Source organism: Rhodococcus sp. SB1D (assembly GCF_048573875.1).
GTDB classification, from domain to species: domain Bacteria; phylum Actinomycetota; class Actinomycetes; order Mycobacteriales; family Mycobacteriaceae; genus Rhodococcus_F; species Rhodococcus_F qingshengii.
Genome location: NZ_JBMAIQ010000013.1, coordinates 23,299 through 44,199, shown reverse-complemented (window position 1 = coordinate 44,199; position 20,901 = coordinate 23,299). Strand labels below are relative to the sequence as shown.

At 63.4% G+C, this 20,901-nt stretch carries 18 protein-coding genes; 8 read left to right on the top strand and 10 right to left on the bottom strand.

Annotated elements, in window-relative coordinates:
• Positions 1-16: 16 nt before the first annotated feature.
• From fepG to ACN50D_RS25300, 3 genes are read right to left on the bottom strand one after another with little or no spacing between them, the layout of a single operon-like run.
• Positions 17-1,066: an iron-enterobactin ABC transporter permease gene (fepG, locus tag ACN50D_RS25310; protein ID WP_003946259.1), complete on the bottom strand. Its 1,050-nt coding sequence runs from the start codon at positions 1,064-1,066 to the stop codon at positions 17-19.
• Complete coding sequence (locus ACN50D_RS25305; protein ID WP_211920679.1) at positions 1,063-2,190, bottom strand: Fe(3+)-siderophore ABC transporter permease; 1,128 nt, start codon at positions 2,188-2,190, stop codon at positions 1,063-1,065. Before ACN50D_RS25305 ends, fepG begins: the two co-directional genes overlap by 4 nt.
• The gene (locus ACN50D_RS25300; RefSeq protein ID WP_285183489.1) at positions 2,187-3,074 is read right to left on the bottom strand and encodes a siderophore-interacting protein; all 888 of its coding nucleotides are present in this window, start codon (positions 3,072-3,074) and stop codon (positions 2,187-2,189) included. The genes ACN50D_RS25305 and ACN50D_RS25300 overlap by 4 nt, the downstream gene beginning before the upstream one ends.
• A 257-nt stretch (positions 3,075-3,331) precedes the next feature.
• Here ACN50D_RS25300 and ACN50D_RS25295 point away from each other — a divergent pair, with 257 nt between their 5' ends.
• Complete coding sequence (locus ACN50D_RS25295; RefSeq protein WP_307850416.1) at positions 3,332-4,990, top strand: ABC transporter ATP-binding protein; 1,659 nt, start codon at positions 3,332-3,334, stop codon at positions 4,988-4,990.
• A complete protein-coding gene (locus tag ACN50D_RS25290) occupies positions 4,987-6,744 on the top strand; it encodes an ABC transporter ATP-binding protein (protein WP_211920683.1) in 1,758 nt (585 codons plus the stop codon). Before ACN50D_RS25295 ends, ACN50D_RS25290 begins: the two co-directional genes overlap by 4 nt.
• A gap of 43 nt (positions 6,745-6,787) precedes the next feature.
• On the opposite strand, the gene ACN50D_RS25285 is transcribed toward ACN50D_RS25290, so the two are convergent.
• Positions 6,788-7,612 carry a helix-turn-helix domain-containing protein gene (locus ACN50D_RS25285; RefSeq protein ID WP_003946247.1) on the bottom strand — a complete coding sequence of 275 codons (825 nt, stop codon included), beginning with the start codon at positions 7,610-7,612 and terminating at the stop codon, positions 6,788-6,790.
• A 139-nt stretch (positions 7,613-7,751) separates the two neighbouring features.
• Here ACN50D_RS25285 and ACN50D_RS25280 point away from each other — a divergent pair, with 139 nt between their 5' ends.
• Positions 7,752-9,242, top strand: coding sequence for an acetyl-CoA acetyltransferase (locus tag ACN50D_RS25280; RefSeq protein ID WP_211920685.1), 1,491 nt, complete (start codon positions 7,752-7,754; stop codon positions 9,240-9,242).
• Positions 9,243-9,322: 80 nt separating this feature from the next.
• Here ACN50D_RS25280 and ACN50D_RS25275 read toward each other — a convergent pair whose 3' ends face one another.
• A complete protein-coding gene (locus ACN50D_RS25275; protein ID WP_211920687.1) occupies positions 9,323-10,561 on the bottom strand; it encodes an HNH endonuclease signature motif containing protein in 1,239 nt (412 codons plus the stop codon).
• Positions 10,562-10,778: 217 nt separating this feature from the next.
• Between ACN50D_RS25275 and ACN50D_RS25270 the strand changes: the two genes are divergently transcribed.
• A complete protein-coding gene (locus tag ACN50D_RS25270; RefSeq protein ID WP_064111652.1) occupies positions 10,779-11,198 on the top strand; it encodes a TetR/AcrR family transcriptional regulator in 420 nt (139 codons plus the stop codon).
• Here ACN50D_RS25270 and ACN50D_RS25265 read toward each other — a convergent pair.
• The 4 genes from ACN50D_RS25265 to ACN50D_RS25250 all read right to left on the bottom strand — a co-directional run bounded on the left by ACN50D_RS25265 (position 11,195) and on the right by ACN50D_RS25250 (position 15,828).
• Complete coding sequence (locus ACN50D_RS25265; protein WP_003946255.1) at positions 11,195-13,003, bottom strand: ABC-F family ATP-binding cassette domain-containing protein; 1,809 nt, start codon at positions 13,001-13,003, stop codon at positions 11,195-11,197. The two genes, ACN50D_RS25270 and ACN50D_RS25265, sit on opposite strands and share 4 nt — an antisense overlap.
• Positions 13,003-13,938, bottom strand: a complete 936-nt coding sequence (locus ACN50D_RS25260) for a 4-(cytidine 5'-diphospho)-2-C-methyl-D-erythritol kinase (protein ID WP_042921272.1) — start codon at positions 13,936-13,938, stop codon at positions 13,003-13,005. Before ACN50D_RS25260 ends, ACN50D_RS25265 begins: the two co-directional genes overlap by 1 nt.
• Before the next feature lie 81 nt (positions 13,939-14,019).
• A complete protein-coding gene (locus ACN50D_RS25255) occupies positions 14,020-14,796 on the bottom strand; it encodes an ABC transporter permease (RefSeq protein WP_030536308.1) in 777 nt (258 codons plus the stop codon).
• A 36-nt stretch (positions 14,797-14,832) separates the two neighbouring features.
• A complete protein-coding gene (locus tag ACN50D_RS25250) occupies positions 14,833-15,828 on the bottom strand; it encodes an ABC transporter ATP-binding protein (protein WP_211920689.1) in 996 nt (331 codons plus the stop codon).
• A gap of 97 nt (positions 15,829-15,925) precedes the next feature.
• On the opposite strand from ACN50D_RS25250, the gene ACN50D_RS25245 reads away from it, so the two are divergent.
• Positions 15,926-16,894 carry a helix-turn-helix transcriptional regulator gene (locus ACN50D_RS25245; protein WP_030536310.1) on the top strand — a complete coding sequence of 323 codons (969 nt, stop codon included), beginning with the start codon at positions 15,926-15,928 and terminating at the stop codon, positions 16,892-16,894.
• A gap of 96 nt (positions 16,895-16,990) precedes the next feature.
• Here the strand turns inward: ACN50D_RS25245 and ACN50D_RS25240 are convergent, their stop codons facing one another.
• Positions 16,991-17,194 (bottom strand): cold-shock protein, encoded by a 204-nt coding sequence (locus ACN50D_RS25240; protein WP_003946232.1) that lies wholly within the window; start codon positions 17,192-17,194, stop codon positions 16,991-16,993.
• A gap of 314 nt (positions 17,195-17,508) precedes the next feature.
• Between ACN50D_RS25240 and ACN50D_RS25235 the strand changes: the two genes are divergently transcribed.
• From ACN50D_RS25235 to ACN50D_RS25225, 3 genes are read left to right on the top strand one after another with little or no spacing between them, the layout of a single operon-like run.
• Positions 17,509-17,718 (top strand): heavy-metal-associated domain-containing protein, encoded by a 210-nt coding sequence (locus tag ACN50D_RS25235; RefSeq protein ID WP_003946267.1) that lies wholly within the window; start codon positions 17,509-17,511, stop codon positions 17,716-17,718.
• Positions 17,719-17,725: 7 nt separating this feature from the next.
• Positions 17,726-18,640 carry a hypothetical protein gene (locus ACN50D_RS25230; RefSeq protein ID WP_007729015.1) on the top strand — a complete coding sequence of 305 codons (915 nt, stop codon included), beginning with the start codon at positions 17,726-17,728 and terminating at the stop codon, positions 18,638-18,640.
• The gene (locus tag ACN50D_RS25225; protein WP_003946240.1) at positions 18,640-20,901 is read left to right on the top strand and encodes a heavy metal translocating P-type ATPase; all 2,262 of its coding nucleotides are present in this window, start codon (positions 18,640-18,642) and stop codon (positions 20,899-20,901) included. Before ACN50D_RS25230 ends, ACN50D_RS25225 begins: the two co-directional genes overlap by 1 nt.

Here is a 20,901-nt window from a genome sequence, read left to right as displayed (position 1 = left end):
CTCGTTCCTTCACCGATCACTGCTTACGTGCCTCTCGCGCGAGAAGCCATACGAAATAGATGCCACCGATGGAGACGGTGACGACGCCGACCGGCAACTGTGTCGGCGCGAAAGCTCGCTGCGCCACCCAGTCGCTGACCATCAGCAACGCGCCACCCATTGCTGCCGACGGCAGCAGGGTCACTCCGGCACTACCGGTCAATCGCCTCACCAACTGCGGAGCCGCCAGCGAGACGAACCCGATGGGACCGGCCGCTGCTGTCACCATGGCCGTCAGGGCGACGCCGAGAACAACCAGGGAAAGCCGCGTGGGTTCGGCCCGGACGCCGAGCGCCTTGGCGGCGTCGTCGCCCATCTCGAGCATCTGCATCCGCCTGCCCAACACCAGGATCAGCGGAACGAGGATGGCCAGCACGACGACCACCGGCCACACCTGAGTCCAGCCGAGTCCGTTCAACGAACCGGCACCCCACACTGCGGCAGCCATGGCGTCGTCAAGTTTCGCCTTGAGGATCATCCAGGTGTTGACCGAGCCCAACATCGCGCTGATGGCGATACCGACGATGATCAACCGGAATCCCTGCACACCTCGCTTGTACGCAAGGAGATAAACAACTGCTGCGGTGGCGATTCCGCCCACCAGAGCACCGACTGCGATCTCGTAGTAAGTACCACCGATGAGGAGGATGACCACCAAAGCGCCCGTGTACGCACCGGAGTTGAAGCCGATGATGTCCGGGCTACCCAACGGGTTCCTGGTCAGCGATTGGAAGATCGCACCGCTCATGCCGAGCGCCGCACCGAGCATCAGCGCCAACAGAACTCGGGGCAGACGCCATTCCACGACGACCATGTGGATACGCGCGGGGGCTTCGCCGAACAGTGCACCGAGGACGTCCCCGATCGGCACTTGGTAGTCACCACTACCGAGCGCGATGACACCGATGGCCAATGCAAGCGCAACGAGGACGAGGCAGACTGTGACCGTGCGGACGTCGATCCGCGCGGACCAGCCTTCTTTGGGTGAGCGCACCACCGTGGTGGCGCGCCCGAAATCGATGCTCACAGACCGCTCACCTTGCTTCGACGCACCAGCATGATCAGCACCGGAGCGCCGATGAAGGCCGTGACGATGCCGACCTGAAGTTCACCCGGGCGCAGCACGATTCGGCCGACGACGTCGGAGAAGAGAAGAAGAATCGGCGAGCACACCAACGTGTACGGGAGAATCCATCGCTGATCCGGTCCGACGAACCATCTCGCGACGTGCGGAACCATCAATCCGACGAATCCGATCGGCCCGGCCGCAGCTGTCGCCGCGCCACACAGCAATGTCACCGCGATGACACCGAGGATGCGAGTACGAGTGATGTTGGCACCGAGCGAACGTGCCAGATCGTCACCCAGGGCCACCGCGTTGAGTTGGCGCGCCAACGCGAGCGCCAGGAAGAGCCCGATGAGAATGAACGGTGCGACGGCGAGAACGATTTCCAACGAACGCCCGCTGAGTGAGCCGGCATTCCACTGGCGCATCTGGTCGAAGGCGGTCGGGTTGAGCAAGGTGATCCCGGACGAAATACCGCCGAGCACGGAGCCGATGGCAACACCGGCAAGCGTCAGCCGAATGGGCGTCGCACCACCTCGACCGATCGAGCCCAGCGTGTAGACGATCGCCGTGGCTATCACCGCTCCGAGGAAAGCGAACCATATGTACGACCAGATGCTGGTCAAGCCGAAGACCGCGACGGCAACGACCATCGCGAAGCCCGCGCCGGCATTGACACCGAGAATTCCGGGATCAGCCAAGGGATTTCGTGTCATCGCCTGGATGAGGCCACCGGCCACACCCAGTGCCATACCAACTATCAGACCGAGCAGAGTACGCGGTAGTCGCAGGTCACGGATGATCACGTGATCGTTCGAGTCGTCGTAGTTCACCAGCGCGTCGATCACGGTCCCGAACGGAATGGTCTTCGATCCCACCGCGATACTCAGCAGGAGCACGGCGGCGAGCACCACCAGGCACACCAGAAGACCCGCCATACGACGAGAGTTGGTCGATACCAGGCCGTCCGGTTGCTTCTGCTTCTCGTGCAGCGACTCGTCGACCAGTTCTTCGGTGTGTTTGTCGACTGCACTCTTGTCCGCCGCACCGCTGTCGACAGCACTCTTGTCGAATCCAACGGTCACAAGCCGGCGCTCTCTAGAGTCTTCTCGACCTCGTCGCGGATCTCTTCCTCGTCGCGGTCCGATTCCCAAGCCGCATCGAGTGCCGCGCGGACACTTTCGTCGAGGGCCTCGTACTTCGCGTTCCACACCTCGGCTTTGTACGTCCAGTAGCCGATGACCTTGTACTGCTCACCCGGCAACTTCAGTTCGTGGCGAAGGTACTTGCGGATGTCACGGAGCATCGTGCTCTCGCCTGCAACCCACACGTATCCGAGTTCGGTGGGCAAGTTCATCGCGCGAACCGCGTCCGGCAACTTCGACGGTGCAACACCGTTGCCACTGCCGACCAGCCAGATGAACTCGACGTCGGCGTCCGAGGTGATCTGCTGCTTGTGAGACTCGTCCACCACCTCGACGATCGCCTTGGCCGACATCCCGGCGGGCAACTGTTCGATCAAGCGCCCGAGTGCGGGGAGTCCAGTCGCGTCGGCGACGAACACCTGCCAACGTGCGTCGGCCGGGGGCTCGTAGAGGCCACGAGACTCGCCGATCGCCAACTTGTCACCGATCTCGGCCTTCTGTGCCCACTCGCTGGCGATACCACCCTCGTGAACGACGAAGTCGATCGTCATGCAGCTGGTTTCGGAATCGAACCGTCGCACGGTGTACGGCTGGCACGGGGACGGTTCCTCTCCCTCCGGGTATCGCCAACCGCGCGGTGCATCCGGATCTTCCGCCGGTAGAACGAACTTGCCTGTAGCCGGGACCGGGAAGTGGAGGCGCAGGTATTCGTCACCGGTACCGGTGGTTTCGAAGGCGGTCAGCTCCTCCCCACCGAACACGATACGAACCATTCCCGGGGTCACGTACTCCTTGTGAAGTACCTCGCCGAACACAAGACTCACAACAATCTCCAACATCGATGGAACATGAACCGGACCCGAACACGAGGATCCATCCGACTTCCGGACATAGTTAACCCGCGCTAAGTAAGGTAGACCTTAATTTATTGCAGTGTCGTCGATGAGTCGATGCCTTCTCCGCTGCAACGGGGCCAACTACTATCGCAATTCGGCCAACGCAATACGTATGGCCTGTTCACGACAAGTATTGGCACCGGTGTGACTTCTGACTACCGCCCACGATCCCTAGCGTGGACCCAGTGCCTTCGACACCACTTCTTTCGGCCGAGACAAACGGTCCCCCAACCAGCCCGGCGATCACGCCGCGTCAGGTAATCACACGCGCGATCGCTTCCGAAGGTCGCGGAGCCAAGCTGGCGGCCGCGTCCGTCGGCTTCACCGGCCACCAGGTCGCGGAAGCGTTGGTGCCGGTGGTGATCGGTGCGGTCATCGACCGTGCTGTGGCGACCAGCGATGCCGCCGCACTCGGAAAGTGGATCCTCGTTCTCGGAATTCTCTTCACCGGCTTGTTGCTCAGTTGGCGCTTCGCGGCGCGCATCTCCGATTCCGTCACCGAGCACGGAGCACATCGCTTGCGGATGGACATCGCGCGCCGAGGCCTCGATCCGCACGGCATGTCGCCGCGGCGTATGCCGGGCGAGGTCTACTCGATTGCAACATCCGACGCGGGTTCGGTGGCCGGATTCACGCACACGCTGAGCACCAAACTTGCGGCCGCCTGCGGAGTGCTGACCGCCGCGATTTCGCTACTGGTGATCTCGGTGCCACTCGGCCTGCTCGTCATCCTCGGCACTCCCCCGGTGCTGGCTCTCATGCAGGTGGTCAGTCGGCCGCTCGAACGCCGAGCCGAAACCGATCAGTGGCAGGGCGCCAAGGCCGGCGCGCTAGCCGCGGATCTACTCTCCGGACTCCGAATCCTCTCCGGAATCGGCGCCGGAGATGCTGCAGCGCAGCGGTATCGGGGAGCCAGCCGGACTTCGTTGGGAGCAACCCTTCGCGCACAGAGATACCAAGCGATGTACTCCGCCGCCAACGTTGCGATCGCCGGCGCTTTCCTCGCCGTCATCGCGTACGTGGGCGGACGGATGGCAGCGTCCGGGAGCATCTCGGTCGGTGAATTCGTTGCCGTGGTTGGTCTGGCACAGTTCCTTCGGGGTCCGTTGATCGACATCATCTACTTCGGCGCCGGTCTGGCACGGGCGCGTGCTTCCGCCAACCGCGTCGCAGCACTTCTCGGGACCGGCGAGGCTGTCACTCCCGCGGGTGAACCTGTGTCCCTGAATCACTCCGAGTTCCTGACGCTGCGCGACGTCGTGTTGGCCGGAGCGTCACCAGTCGATCTCGACGTCAAACGCGGCGAGATCATCGGCATCGTCACCGAGAATGCCGCCTGGGCGGATGCGTTGGTCGACGCACTGGCGCGTCGAATCGAGCCTTCGAGCGGAACAATTCATCTCGGCGACAACGCCATTCACGAGCTGCACATCGACGAACTTCGCACTCACGTTCTGGCAGCACCGCACGACGCGGCACTGTTCATCGGCACAGTCGGCGACAACATCGACGCCGTCGCACCGATCGGCAGCCGCAACGACGAGGCCATCGCCGCTGCTGCGGCAGATCAAGTGATCTCGGCACTGCCGCTCGGCCTCGCAACCCGAGTCACCGAGCAAGGGAATTCTTTGTCCGGCGGTCAGCGTCAGCGCATCGCGTTGGCGAGGGCACTGGCGAGCGAAGCTCCCGTCCTGGTCCTGCACGATCCCACCACTGCCGTCGACTCCGTCACCGAAGCGCGCATTGCTCGCGGGATCGCCGAGGTACGCGGGGCACACGCCACAATACTTCTGACCAGCAGCCCAGTGCTGCTCGATATCTGCGATCGGGTGATCGAGCTGTGAACGAACTACTCCCCACCGCAACACCGAAACAGGCGCGGCGCGCGGCACTTCGGTTGATGGGACCCCACCGGATTTCCGCGATCGCAGCAGTCGTCACCCTGACCGCCGCGACCGCGATCGGTCTGCTCACACCGCTGGTCCTCGGCGCCATGGTCGACGCCGTGACCGACGCAGACGGCGACGCTGTCTCTCGCATCGGCACACTGACTCTCGCGTTGGTCGGCATCGCGGTTGCCTCGTCACTTCTCGTCGGAATGAGCAACTACCTACTCGCCGGCGTCGGCGAGCGCGTTGTCGCCGACCTTCGCGAAGAAGTCGTCGTCCGGGTTCTCGACCTTCCGCAGAGCGACGTCGAACGGGCCGGGCGCGGAGATCTCGTCTCCCGCATCACCGGCGACGTGCGGTTGGTGACCCGGGCCGTATCCGAAGCACTTCCGGTTTTTGCCACCGCGGCACTGACCATCGTGTTGACCCTGATCGGATTGGGTAGCCTCGATTGGAGATTCGCCGTCGCCGCGGTGATCGCGGCACCCATCCAGATCCAGGCGCTGCGTTGGTACCTCTCGAGGTCGGCACCGGTCTACCGCGAGGAGCGGGAGGCAGAAGGTGCACGTGCGCAACAGCTCCTGGACTCGCTGAGCAACTCCGACACCGTCGGATCGCTTCGCCTGGCCGAGTCGCATCTCGAACGGATCGAATCTCGATCTATGGCCGCCGTCCGCCTGAGCTTGTTGACCACGCGTCTACGCACCAGGTTCTTCGGCCGGCTCAACATCGCGGAGTTCATCGGCCTGTCCGCTGTGCTGATCACCGGCTTCTGGCTGGTGAAGGACGGTCAGATCAGCATCGGTGCCGCCACCGCCGCAGCCCTGTTCTTCCACCGCCTCTTCGATCCGGTGGGCGCAGTTCTCAGCGTGTTCGACGAATTGCAGGAAGGCACAATAGCGTTGGCTCGCCTGGTCGGAGTCACGCTTGCGCCCGTGCCATCTGCACCGACCGATCCGCAGGAACCTGTCGACAGCTCAGCTTCTTTGGAACGCGTCACGTTCTCGTACCGAAGCGGCGACGCTCCTGTTCTGCGAGACATCGACATCACCATTCCGGCAGGAACCGTCACCGCACTGGTGGGCGCTACCGGAGCCGGAAAATCTACAGTCGCAAAGCTGATCGCGGGAACCTACGAACCGACCGAAGGCGTCGTGAAGATCGGGACGGTGCCCCGGAACGAACTGCCACCGTCGACATCTCGGAGCGCGGTGGCCCTCGTGACTCAGGAGGTCCACGTCTTCGCCGGCACGTTGGCCGAGGATCTGCGGCTGGCCGACCCGTCGGCAACCGACAACGACATCACCGCGGCGCTCGATACCGTCGGCGCGTCGGATTGGCTGCGGGCTCTCCCGGACGGACTCGAAACCGTGGTCGGAGACGGTGGACACCGGCTGACCGCAACACAGGCACAACAACTTGCGTTGGCAAGAATCGAATTACTGGATCCGCCGCTGCTGATTCTCGACGAGGCGACCGCCGAAGCGGGCAGCGCCGGAGCCAGGGTCCTCGACGATGCCGCTCTCGCTCTGACCCGAGGTCGCACTGCTGTCACAGTGGCACACCGACTCTCACAGGCCGTCGACGCCGATCAGATCCTGGTGATGGACGACGGCCGCGTCGTCGAGCACGGCTCTCACGACGAGTTGGTCAACCTCGGGGGTCGGTATGCGGAGCTGTGGGAAGCGTGGTCCGCTCCGCGGAGTTGACCGCGACGGTTGCACCGAGCACTTCCGCCCGGTGCAACCCAACTCATGCGTGCAGAAGGTACGGCACCGATTCGGGCGCCACACTCCCCTTGTTCATCATGCTGCCGGGTGTGCGGCCGGTGACCCGGCGGAACACCGCGACAAAGGCACTCGGAGTTTCGTATCCGACCCGCCTACTGACAACCGAAACCGGCACTCCAGCAGCTAAATACGTCAATGCTGCGCGGACACGTACCTGTATTCGCCACTGCGCAAAAGTCATTCCAGTGCCCTGCGCGAACACGCGCGTCAGCGTACGGACGCTACCGCCAGCCGTCAGCGCCCATTCGGACAGCGACCGCTGGTCTGCCGGATTGGCGACCAACGCTTCGGCGACGAACAACGCTCGCGGATCGGTCGGCATCGGAACCTCCACCGCAGCAACTTCGAGCGGCTGCAACATGTCGAAGGCCACCCGCTCGGCGCGACTGCGCGCCTCGTCGGGCATGTTCCGCCGATGCATGTGCAGGAGTACCTCACGCAGGAGAGCGCTGACACCGAACAAGCCCGGAACACCCGACGGCGCGGCGTGAGCCTCGGGCCGGAAGTAGGTGCAGAAGAACTCCGTACCCGGACCTGCCTTCACGGCATGCAACGCCCCGGCAGGCAGCCACAGTCCGGCCGAAGGCGGAACCTCCCAGGTGATGCCGTCAGCGACAACCGTGAGCATTCCACCGGAGTTTCCCCAGATCAGCTCATGTTCAGGATGACGATGCGGGGCCCACTGCCGCTGATGAGAGAGCTTCAGAGTCACCGTTGTCATCGAGTAGGGGTGATCGATGGAACGCGGCCCCACGGGCACCGAAATTCTCTCTGCCACAGCTGTCATGAAGACGAGTATAGGACTTTCGTTAGGCATACCTAAATAGGAACCCGAAAATTGTTGACTGTGACCCCAGAGTTACACATACCAGGGTCCCCGATATCGTGACTGCAACTCCCGGCTACGGGTCGGCAACGAGAGGTACATGATGGTTGACGCATCACGAATCCCGGTCATCGTCGGCGTCGGCGATCTGCGCTGGAATCCTGCCGATGGGCACCGCGAACCCCTCGATCTGATTCACGACGCCACCGTCGGCGCGTTGAACGACAGTGGACACGCTGAACTGGGAACACAGATCGATTCCGTGTTCGCGATCAAGACAGTCAGCTGGTCGTACGACGATCTCCCCGGGCTGCTTGCCTCACGATTAGGCGCGACCCCCACGGTCACCTCTACCTCGCCGATCGGTGGCCACTGGCCCGCGGCACTCCTCGATCGGATCGGCGCGGCCATCGCTCGCGGTGAATCCTCGGCTGCTCTGCTCGTGGGCGGCGAATCGCACGCCAGCAGCACCGCGCTGCGAAAGTCCGGAGTCGCCCCCGACTCGATCGGGTGGACAGCCGCGCCCGGTGGGCCTCCCGGATTCGATCCGACCGACCTGGGAAGCCCCGAAATGCAGCGCGCCGGTTTCATCGTGCCGACTCGTGTCTACCCGCTCTTCGAGAACTGTTTCAGTGCTGCCGAGGGCCACGACGCCCGTGAATCGCTCGACTGGTCCGCGCGGATGTACGCCGCGTTCTCGGAACTGGCTTCGAAGAATCCCGCCTCCTGGACGTCGGAGATCCGATCGGCAGACGAGATCGGCACCGTCGGCCCCGGCAATCGGATGGTCTCCGAGCCGTACCCGCTGATGCTCAACGCCATGCCTTTCGTCAATCAGGCTGCGGCCGTTGTCGTCTGCTCGTTGTCGACGGCCCGCGAGTTCGGGATCGATGAAAACAAGCTGGTGTACCTCTGGGGCGGCGCAGGTGCGAGTGATCCGTTGGACATACTCAGCCGCAACAGCTTCGACAGCTCGGCCGCGATGCATGACGCCGTACATCGCACACTCGACGGTGCCGGAGTCGGCGCCGACGCACTCGACATCGTCGATGCCTACAGCTGCTTCCCGATCGTGCCCAAGCTGTTGATCCGCGAACTCGGACTTCCCGATACCGCGATCCCAAGCGTCACCGGAGGACACTCGTTCTTCGGCGGACCGCTCAACAGCTACACCCTGCATTCCGTCGCTGAAGTCACCAGGCGAATTCGCGACGGCGCGAACCTTGCCCTCGTCCACGGCAACGGTGGATTCCTCACCTACCAGCACTGCGTACTGCTGTCGTCCGCCGCTCACGCTGGCGGGTACGTCGGTGATCCCGACGCACGCGCGCTAACTGCGGAGGTTCCGGAACTGATCACTGATTACACGGGCACGGCGGAAATAGTTACGGCCTCTGTCGAATACGGCCGCACCGGGGAGCCTGAGATCGGGTTCGTGATCGCGGCAACGCCGGACGGCGGCCGCGTCGCCGGTCACACCGGTCCCGAGAATGCCACCGAACTGACCCAGCTTCGCGGTGACAACCCTCCGTCGATCGGGCGAACTGTTCACATCAGCGACGAGAACGGGCGACTCACGCTCACGTTCTGACACTAGCGTTCTGACAGTAGACAGCCGTCAGCACCGGGGCATGGTGATGCCCCGGTGCTCACGTCTTCAGTTGTCGCGGTTCAGGCTGCTGTGGGTGGGCTGTTCCCGCCGATCGGCTGTTGATACGGATCAACAGACATCGGCGGATAGAACACCGTCTTCCGATCCGGTCCGATCTCGACCCGCCATTCGGTGTGGTGCATCGTCCGGTGGTGATGACCGCACAACAAGATCAGGTTGTCGAGATCTGTTGGGCCACCATCGTTCCAGTGAACAATATGATGGGCATCGCACCACCCCGACGGAGTCCCGCACCCCGGAAACGCACACCCACCATCACGAACCGCCAACGCCCGCCGCTGCGGAACCGTCGCCGTTCTCGCTTCCTTACCGCAGTCGAGCGGAACACCATTCTCGTCCAGGAGGATCCGCGTCACGGTGCAGTCGCACGCCAACATCCGGGCCGTGTCGATACTGATCGGACCCACCCAATCCGCCCACGCGAAACCCAGTTCCTGAGTCGACGGCAGTAGATCCTTCAAGGCTTTGAGGTCGGTCATGTCTTTTGCACTGGCGGTGACTGTGATGTGCGGTTTCACTCCGCCCTCGATCGGACCCAGCCCCGCCCGCTCGTACCGGCGCAGTAGTTCGCAGAACCCGTCCGCGCGCCGCAGCGCCGGCGTACGGGTGTCCTTGACGCCGTCTTTCTCCGGCGTCGGCGCAGACAGACTCGACAACAACGTGATCAGACGGGCCCCGTTCACCGCATCCAAGTCACCCTTCACGGTCACACGCCCGTACAAACCTTTCGAGGCGTAGAACTCGTTACGCTCCGAATCCTCACCCACCGGAACGCCGTCCTCACGCTTGCCGTACTGCTTCTCGATCCGCCGGATCGCCGCCCGCACCGCATCACAATCGGCAATGTTCTGCGACGCCAACCCCAACAGAATCCCGCGAGCCTTGTCCACATCCGCCAGGGTCATGTTCTTGGGCGGATGCTGACAAAACGACGCCACCTGACGCGCCTTCAACGCATCCACGTCACCGCGATGGAATGCATCCGCGACAACAGGTTCGAGCATCAACAACCGCGCCAACCCGACCAGCAGACTGCACTCACCGATCTCCAGATTCGTCGAACCATGCAACCACTGCGCGATCGCCCGAAAACCCTTCCCACCGAGAACCTCACGGGAAAACATCTCCACGATCAGCAACACCATCCGCGACTGCAACTCGTGCCGGACACGCACCAGATCCAAAACCTCACCCTTGAGGCCCTCACCATCCAGCTGCCACGCTTCCCGACTGTCCATGCCCAAAGTCTAATCGAACACACTTTCGATAACCAGAGACAAACCGGACAACTTCGGGAACATGAAGTCTCGAGACCTGTTGAAGTACATAAACATTCGCCTAGTCGTCCAATATCACGCGATAGAGGACGTATCCCGCGAAACACGCAATCGCAACAACGCACAGCACGAGCAGGATGTCGAAAAGACGGGCCGGGTTGGGTTTCGAGCCTGGTCGATGAGAGGCGCCGAAGACGAGGCGGGCGTGCCACACGGCAGCGCACGGCACTACTTCGCAAACCAGCGTGGACTGATAGTCGAGGTGGTGCGGCATCTTCTGGACGGTGATCTTCCTCGCCCGGGCGAGACGCCGAAGCAACAGGTGGCCCGGTGGCTGGGGCCTGAATCCGGCCGCACTCGGGCGCGTTACGAACTGATCATCGCGTCATTCCACGATCCCGACCTCGCAGTGGAACTGGTGCGTGGTCGGGATCGGTTTGTCGACATCCTGGTCGAACGCGGCATGACCTCGTCCGATGCAACGGAGTTGGTCGCAGCACTGGACGGGCTCGTTCTGGACGCACTGCTGCGCAGGCATGCTCCGGAAACCCTGGATCCCGAGCGAATCTTCAAGAGGTTCGCAGCGAAGTTCCCCTAGCCGTCCAGCTCGGCGAAGAGCTCCATCCACTGCTCTTCGGCGGCTTCCTTGTCGGCGATGACCTGCTTGAGTTCTGCGCCGAGTTTCTGCAGCTTGTCCGGGTCGGTGGCCGCGTCGGCGAGGGAAGCGTGCAGCTTCTTCTCTCGGTCGTCGAACTTCGCAATGGACCGCTCGAGCTTCGAAAGTTCCTTGCGTGCAGCGCGATCCGCGGCGCCGTCGCGGACCTGCTTGCTCTTCGACGCACCACTCGCCGTCGAGGCCACCGACGGGTTGTCGCCATCCCCCATTGCTGCGCGCCGACGCAGGTAGTCCTCGATACCACCGGGCAGGTTGGTGAGCTTGCGGTCACCGAAGAGCGCCCAGGTGGTGTCACAGATGCGCTCGATCAGGTACCGGTCGTGCGAGATGACCACCATGGTGCCCGCCCAGCCGTCGAGCAGATCTTCGAGTTGCTGAAGCGTGTCGATGTCGAGATCGTTGGTCGGCTCGTCGAGAAGCAGGACGTTGGGCTCGGCCATGAGGACACGCGTCAACTGCAGACGTCGGCGCTCACCACCGGAGAGATCACCGACTGGGGTGCGCTGACGCGCCGGCGTGAAGCCCAACCGCTCAGCCAGCTGACCCGCCGATACTTCCTTGTCTCCCAGCGTGATTCGCTCGGCTACATCCTTGACCGCGTCGAGTACGCGCATGTCGGTCGGTAGATCGTCGAGTTCCTGCTTGAGCCAACCGATGTGGACGGTCTGCCCCTGAATGCGCTTTCCGGCGGCAGGCTCGAGTTCGCCGGCCAGAGTCCGCAGCAGAGTCGTCTTGCCCGAGCCGTTGACACCGACCAGGCCGACACGCTCACCTGGAGCGAGACGCCAGGTCAGATCCTCGACGAGTACACGGCCGTCCGGAGTCTCCAGACGCGCGTCTTCGAGTTCGATGACAACCTTGCCGAGCCGACGCTGCGCGAACGACGCAAGAGCGACCGCGTCACGAGGTGCCGGAACGTCGGCGATCAGGGCCTCTGCGGCCTCGATGCGGTACTTCGGCTTGGACGTACGGGCCGGCGCACCGCGGCGCAGCCATGCGAGTTCCTTGCGTGCAAGGTTGCGTCGACGCTCTTCGGAAGCGTCAGCCTGACGCGAACGCTCGGCGCGAGCGAACACCCAGTCGTTGTAGCCACCCTCGTAGCTTTCGACGCCGCCGCCGACAACCTCCCAGGTGCGGGTGGCGACGGTGTCGAGGAACCAGCGATCGTGGGTCACGACGACAAGCGCGCTGCGACGCGAGACGAGGTGCTCGGCCAACCACTGAACGCCTTCGACGTCGAGGTGGTTGGTGGGCTCGTCGAGCACCAGCAGGTCGAGGTCCTGAACCAGAGCCGCAGCGAGAGCCACGCGGCGACGCTCACCGCCGGACAGGCCGTCGACCTTGGCGTCCAATGCGGACCGCTCGCCGCCGGCGCCCAAGTTGTCGATGCCGATACCCGAGAGCACCGAACGGATGCGCGCGTCGCCGGCCCATTCGTGTTGCGCCACTCCGAGCGGCCCCAGGACCACTTCACCGACGGTGGAGCCGGGAGGCAGTACACCGCGCTGCGTCACGACGGCCATACGCAATCCGCCGACGCGGCTGACGCGTCCCGAATCCGGCTGCTCCACACCCGCGAGGACTTCGAGCATGGTCGTCTTACCGCCACCGTTGAGGCCGACGACGCCGATGCGCTCGCCCTCCTCGACGCCCAGGGAGACCCCGTCGAGCAACGGCTTGACGCCGAAAGACTTCGACACGTTTTCCAGATTGATCAGATTCGCCATCAGTGCTGTCCCTTTGCCGCATTGTCGAGTATTCGTGCTCCGGGAACGGGTCCGCTCGCCACGCGAACGGTGCGGCACACCCCCGCTCCCGCAAGTTCTGCGCTCACTTCCACCGCGGACTGTGCGTCGGCGCAGAGAAAGGCGCATGTCGGTCCGGAGCCGGAGACGATTCCGGCCAAAGCTCCGGCTTCGACGCCCGCTCGAAGCGTCCGTCGTAGATCCGGGTTGAGTGAGAGTGCCGCAGCCTGCAGATCGTTGCCGAGCAGCGACGCAAGCAGATGAGCGTCACCCGTGGTCAGTGCCTGGATCAACGCATCGGCGCTCCCCACCCGTTTCGGGGAGCCTTCTGCCCGCAGCTTGTCCAGCTCGCGGAACACGACTGGTGTGCTCAAGCCGCCCTTGGCCAGCGCCAACACCCAGTGAAAAGTGTGGCGGGTCAACACGGGGACAAGTTGTTCGCCGCGGCCGGTTCCGAGGGCAGTGCCACCGTGCAGCGAGAACGGAACGTCACTCCCGAGGCGTGCCGCGAAAGCGTCGAGATCAGGCCGCGAGAAGTCGAGCTTCCACAAAGCGTTGAGCGCAACCAAAGCGGCGGCTGCGTCGGCACTCCCGCCGGCCATTCCGCCTGCGACGGGGATGCCTTTCTCGATGACTATCTCGACGTTCGGGGCCACGCCACCCTCGACGGCGAGCATCTCGGCGGCACGCCACACGAGGTTGGTGCGATCGGTCGGCACGGCCGCGGCGTCGTCGCCGATCACCCGCACGGTCAAGGTGTCCGCAGGCGCCACCGTGAGGGTGTCTGCCAGCGACAATGCCTGAAAAACCGTCGTCAGCTCGTGATAGCCGTCGTCTCGCAGGTCCCCGACGGCAAGGTGGAGATTCACCTTGGACGGGGCCCGGACGACTACGGGGCGTGGAACGACGGAGAGCACAAGGAACAACAATAGGCGCTGCGAACACCTGGGCGAAAACCTGCGACCGCAGCAGCCCGTCCGACAGCCAGCACACCCACGCTATTTCACCGCGCGCACACCTACGCCCAGACCGACCACCGCCACGCCCAAGGCGGCGACGATTCCTGCCAGAACGCTGCTCGACGCGAAGTCTCCGGCAAAGAGTGCCCGCTCGGCGTCTACGACGTAGCCGAGCGGATTGATGTTCACGAGGACCTTCATCCAACCTGGTGCGTCCTCGAGTGGAAGCATGGTTCCCGACAGGATCAGGAGCGGGAACATCAGCGTCTGCTGAACGACCCAGAACATCCAATCCTGCTCCCGCACAGCCAGAGCGAGAGCGTACGAGAGCGCACCGAGTCCGACGCCGAACACTCCCAGCAGGACTATCCCGAGCGCGGCTCCCGCTGCATTGACGTCCAATCCGAGCGGAAGTGCGACCAGAATGATCAGAATCGCCTGCGCGGCAAGCGGAACCATCTCCTTGCACGCTCGCCCGATCAACAAGGACGAGCGTCGGAGCGGAGTCACCAACATTCGCTCGTGCGATCCCTGCTGCATCTCCATCAGGAGGTTGGACCCGGTCATCGTCGTTCCGAAGATCGCGATCATCACCAACACACCGGGAATGAACCAATTCCATACGCCGTCACCGGTACCCGGAACCCCTTTGAGCAGAGGCCCGAACAACGCCAACAGGATCAGCGGCTGGATGAGGCTGAAGATGACGCTGACCGGGTCGCGCAACATCGGTCGTAGCTCACGGCCCATCACGATTACGCTGTCTCGAACGATGTTGCCGTGCACGGTACGTGGGGTATCGAGTGTGATTGTCATGGCGGATTCCTGTTCGTCGAAGTTCTTTGTCGTGTTTCAGGAAGCGACCGCAGCGGCGCTCTCGCGCAGGCTGCGGCCGGTGAGAGTGAGGAAGACGTCGTCGAGAGTCGGCCTGGTGATGTCGGCAGTGAGTGCGAGGGCACCGCGGGCATCGGCTTCACGCAGCAACACCGGTAGCGTCGAATCACCCTCGCCGGCACGGATACTCACCGAACTCGCCTGCACGGTGACGTCACGCACAGTGACAAGTCGCTCGGCCACCGACGCTGCGACGGCGGCCGCCTCGACGCTGTCGAAGGTGAGCAGAAGATGATCCCCCGCAAGATCCGCTTTGAGTGCAGCGGCGGTGTTGTCCGCGATAACAGTGCCCTCGTCGATGACGATGACCCGCTCCGCCATCGAATCCGCTTCTTCCAGGTAGTGCGTGGTCAGCACGATCGTGGTGCCCATCTCGCGCCGCAACCGCAGGATGTGGTCCCAGAGGTTGGCCCGACTCTGCGGGTCCATGCCCGTGGTCGGCTCGTCGAGGAACAGGAGCGGTGGGCGATGCACCAGGCCGAGGGCGATATCGAGCCGCCGGCGCTGCCCGCCGGACAACGTACTGACCTTTCTAGTACCCAACTCGGTGAGTTCGAGATCACGCAGCAACTCGTCAGCCCGGACCTGCGAGTCACCCTTGGGCATTCCGTAGCACAACCCCTGCGTCACCAACTCGTCGCGAACTCGCTGGTTGTGGCCGGCGCCGTTCCCCTGCCCGACGTATCCGAGGCTCGATCGCACCTCGTTCCGCGCCGCGGAGATGTCAAATCCTGCGATTCGCGCAGTACCGGAAGTGGGCTCGAGCAAGGTGGTCAACATGCGCAACGTCGTCGATTTCCCGGCGCCGTTCGGCCCCAGCAAGGCAACCAACTCACCCTCCGCTACGTCGAGCGTGACCCCCTTGACTGCTTCCACGAGTTTCTTGCCCTGAGCGAAGTGCTTGGTGAGCGCCTTCGTCTCGATCATCGGTCTGCCGTCGTTGATGCGACTCATGACGTGGCCCCAATTTCTTCTCGACTGGTCGGATGTGGACCAACCTAAACTCAATTGAGGACTCATACGGTCCTAAATGTTTGGCAGACTTCTTCCCATGAAGGAGACATCGGCTCGCCTACTGCGGTTGCTGTCACTGCTCCAGACGCGTCGAGACTGGTCCGGTGCCGAACTCGCAGACAAACTCGCGATCACCCCGCGCACAGTTCGACGTGACGTGGACCGCCTCCGCGATCTCGGCTATCCGGTCGACGCGACAGTCGGAGTCGGTGGCGGATATCGCCTGGGTGCCGGCGCGGAGATGCCCCCGCTACAGCTCGATGACGAAGAAGTGCTCGCGGTGGCACTTTCACTGCAATCCGGAGCGACCGGCTCTGTGGTCGGCATCGGCGAGGCTTCGATGCGCGCGCTGGCGAAGCTGCGGCAGATCATGCCGTCGAGGCTGCGACACCGTCTGGAGTCGCTGTCGATCGATGTCGTGCCACGCGAGCCCGCCGCGAGCGCAGTCGATGCGTCGGTACTGTCCGCCATCGCATCCGTATGCCACAACCACGAGCGATTGAGATTCGACTACAGCACTCACGACGGCACCCAGAGCCGACGCGAGGTGGAACCGTACAGGCTCGTGCGGTCGGGTGTCCGGTGGTATCTGGTGGCATGGGATCTCGCTCGCGAAGACTGGCGATCATTTCGCGTAGACAGAATGGAACCCAAGATCCCCACCGGCCCACGATTCGTGCCGCGGGAACTACCCGCCGGTGGTGCAGCAGACTTCGTTTCCCGCGGTGTCGCTCGGGCCTATTCCTCCACGCGCGCAACAGTTCTACTGCATGCACCCATCGAGCAGATAGCACCCATGGTCAGCGAACAGTGGGGATCGGTGGAGTCCACCGACGAAGGGCGTTGCGTCATAGTGCTTTCGGGCACTTCTCTGCGATCGATCGCACACTGGCTCAGAGCTTTCGACGTCGATTTCACCGTTGTGAATCCACCTGAACTCCGCGAGGAATGCCGCACGATCGCGGCGGAGACGGCGGTCGCCACTCAGCGGTATCTCGATGCATGACAGCGTTTTTCACCCAAATACAACAAGACCCCAACTCCGAAGAGTTGGGGTCTTGTCAGTACGTCATGCGTCGGTTGCCCGACTCACATGGACGTCTTAGACGATGGTAACGCCGGTGGCCTGCGGGCCCTTGTTGCCCTGACCGATCTCGAACGCCACGCGCTGGTTCTCCTCGAGAGTGCGGAAGCCGCCACTCTGGATCTCGGAGTAGTGAACGAAGACGTCAGCACTGCCGTCTTCGGGAGCGATGAAGCCGAACCCCTTCTCGGAGTTGAACCACTTCACGATGCCCTCTGCCATGTAAATCTCCTCTAACACAGTGTCAACAGGCAGTCGCTTCGACCGCCCGGGTCACTTACTACGACCGTTCTGAGACAAATCCGTGGAGGATGTCCAAACGCTCGCAACCTAACCATTTGCGAGCGTGGAAACACAAACACAAACACTTACGACCAACACAAGTAGACCACACATCCGCCGCGTTGTCTTCCCTGAGGCCTTCATCACTACCCAGCCCGTTGACAGGCATACCCCCTGGGGGTACCTTCGATTGCAGAGCGATACCTACACCGGGTATCCGTAAAATAAGCTTTCCACAACCGAAGGGACCTGCGATGACCACCGCCGAATACACCGTTTCCGGAATGACCTGCGGACACTGCGTCGGATCCGTCAAGGAAGAGATCGGCAACATCGCGGGAGTAACCGCGGTCGATGTCGAACTGGCGAGCGGACGCGTCGTCGTCACCAGCGATGCTCCCGTCTCCGCAGCCGACGTCGTCGCAGCAGTCGACGAAGCCGGCTACGCAGTCGTACCAAGCTGAGTCAGCCGTGCGCACCTCGACAACACTTGCCGCCTACGCCGTAGGGCTGGTCGCCGTCTTCGGCGCCGCCCTCGGCGTGGGGGCCGCAATCGGAAGCCCGATAGACATGTCCACCACCCAGCACAGCACCCACGAATCAACCACAGAATCGATGCCAGGCATGGATTCGGCAACACCTGCAGGACTCGAAGTCTCTTCCGGCGGATACACACTCACCGATGTGACCGCACCCGGTCGAGCTGGGGAGCCGGGAACCTTGACCTTCCGGATTCTCGACGACACCAACACGCCCGTCGTCGATTTCGACCTCCTGCACGAGAAGAAACTCCACCTCATTGTCGTCCGAAACGACACCAGCGAATTCCGCCACGTACATCCGTCCCTCGCTGCAGACGGCACCTGGTCGATCGACTGGGCCTGGCCCGCCGCCGGCACCTACCGAGTCTTCGCGGACTTCGATCCCACCGACGGCACCCAACTGACACTCGGCCGAAACTTCGACGTGGCAGGCGAATTCACTCCTGCGCCGCTACCTGCGAAGAGCGCGACCGCAACCGTCGACGGATACACCGTGACTCTCGACGGTGATCTGACCACTGCCGGCGGCCCGATCACGCTGAGCGTTGCTCGCGACGGAGCCCCGGTCACCGATCTCGATCCGTACCTCGGTGCCTTCGGTCACCTCGTTGCCCTGCGCACCGGCGACCTCGCCTACCTGCACGTGCACCCCGAAGGCGAGCCAGGCGACGGCGTCACAGCTCCTGGTCCGGACATTTCCTTCCACGCACAGGCACCGAGCGAAGGCACATACCGACTGTTCCTCGACTTCCAGCACGAGGGCGTGGTTCGGACCGCCGAATTCACTGTTGATGCAGGCACTTCCACAGCTTCAGTTCCAGACAATCACGAGGGAGGGCACTGATGACGTCACCGACTGCGGTCGACAATGCTGCCAACTCGAGCAGCGTCGAACTCGCGATCACCGGGATGACCTGCGCCTCCTGCGCGTCACGAATCGAGAAGAAGCTCAACAAGATCGACGGCGTCACAGCCACCGTCAACTACGCGACGGAGAAGGCCAAGGTCACCTTCCCGGACGGGGTACCCGTCGAAGATCTGGTCACTGCCGTCGAGAACGCCGGTTATTCCGCCGCGCTCCCCAAGCCGCCCAGCGCGCCGGACACCGTCGACCCGGATGCGGAAACCCCGCAGGATCGTGATCTGCGCGAGCTCCGTACCCGCCTGATCATCTCGACTCTTCTCTCCGTGCCGGTCATCGCTATGGCGATGATTCCTGCGCTGCAGTTCGACAACTGGCAATGGCTCTCCCTCACACTGGCCGCACCGGTCATCGTGTGGGCGGCCCTCCCCTTCCACCGGGCTGCCTGGGTGAACCTGCGTCACGGCGCGGCCACGATGGACACGCTCATCTCGCTGGGCACCATCTCGGCCTTCGTCTGGTCGCTCTACGCACTGTTCTTCGGCACTGCGGGCGAAGCCGGTATGAAGCACGCCTTCCGGCTGACGGTCGACCGGATGGACGGCAGCGCCAACATCTACCTCGAAGTTGCCGCGGGCGTCATCACGTTCGTGCTGGCCGGACGCTACTTCGAGCACAAGTCCAAGCGCACGTCCGGCGCCGCACTACGCGCACTCATGGAACTCGGTGCGAAAGACGTCGCGGTATTGCGCAACGGCGTCGAAGTACGAATCCCCGCCGAAGAACTGGCAGCGGGCGACTCCTTCATCGTCCGGCCCGGCGAGAAGATCGCCACCGACGGCATCATCACCGAGGGCCGCTCAGCCGTCGACATGAGCATGTTGACCGGCGAATCCGTGCCGGAGGAAGTCGGTGTCGGGGACACTGTCGTCGGCGCCACCGTCAATGTCGGTGGAACCTTGACCGTCGAGGCAACCCGGGTCGGGAGCGACACCCAACTCGCCCAGATGGCGGCACTGGTCGAAGACGCCCAGAACGGCAAGGCCGAAGTTCAGCGCCTCGCCGATCGGATCGCCGGTATCTTCGTACCGGTCGTCATCGCGATTGCCGTTGCGACACTGGGCTACTGGCTCGGCACCGGTAACCCCATCGAGATGGCCTTCACCGCTGCGGTCGCCGTGCTGATCATCGCGTGCCCCTGTGCCCTCGGATTGGCAACGCCCACAGCCCTGTTGGTGGGCACGGGTCGCGGAGCTCAGATGGGAATCCTCATCAAGGGACCCGAGGTGCTCGAATCGACGCGCGCAGTCGACACCGTCGTGCTCGACAAGACGGGAACCGTCACCACCGGTCAGATGACATTGCTGGACACCGTGGTGGGCGAAGGAACAACCGTCGACGAGGTACTTCGGCTGGCCGGCGCACTCGAACATCGCTCCGAGCACCCCATCGCCGCAGCGATCGCGAAGGGTGCGACCGAAGCTGTGGGCGAATTGCCTACGGTCGAGGATTTCGTGAACGTCGCCGGGCGCGGCGTACAGGGAATGGTCGACGGTCACGCCGTCGTCGCGGGCCGAGACGCGCTGCTCGCCGACTGGTCGATGCCGTTGCCGGAAAATCTCCGCGAGGCGAAGGCTGCAGCAGAGAAGGCCGGGCGCACCGCAATCGCGGTGGGCTGGGACGGCAAGGCGCACGGCATCCTCGTGATCGCCGACGCGGTCAAGGACACGAGCGCCGAAGCAATCGCGCAGTTGAAAGCACTCGGCCTCGAACCGGTTCTGCTGACCGGTGACAACGCCACCGTTGCTCGCACTGTCGCGGATCAGGTCGGGATCAGCACCGTCTTCGCCGAGGTCATGCCTGCGGACAAGGTCGACGCCGTCAAGAAACTGCAGGCGGAAGGACGCGTCGTGGCCATGGTCGGCGACGGCGTGAACGACGCGGCAGCCCTGGCTCAGGCCGATCTCGGCCTGGCGATGGGCACGGGTACCGACGTTGCGATCGAGGCCAGCGACATCACTCTGGTGCGAGGTGACCTGCGGTCGGCAGCCGATGCAATTCGACTGTCCCGCAAGACGCTCAAGACCATCAAGGGCAACCTGTTCTGGGCATTCGCCTACAACACGGCTGCGATCCCGCTGGCTGCGGCCGGCCTGCTCAACCCGATGCTCGCCGGTGCCGCAATGGCATTCAGCAGTGTGTTCGTGGTGAGCAACAGCCTGAGGTTGCGGCGGTTCAAATAA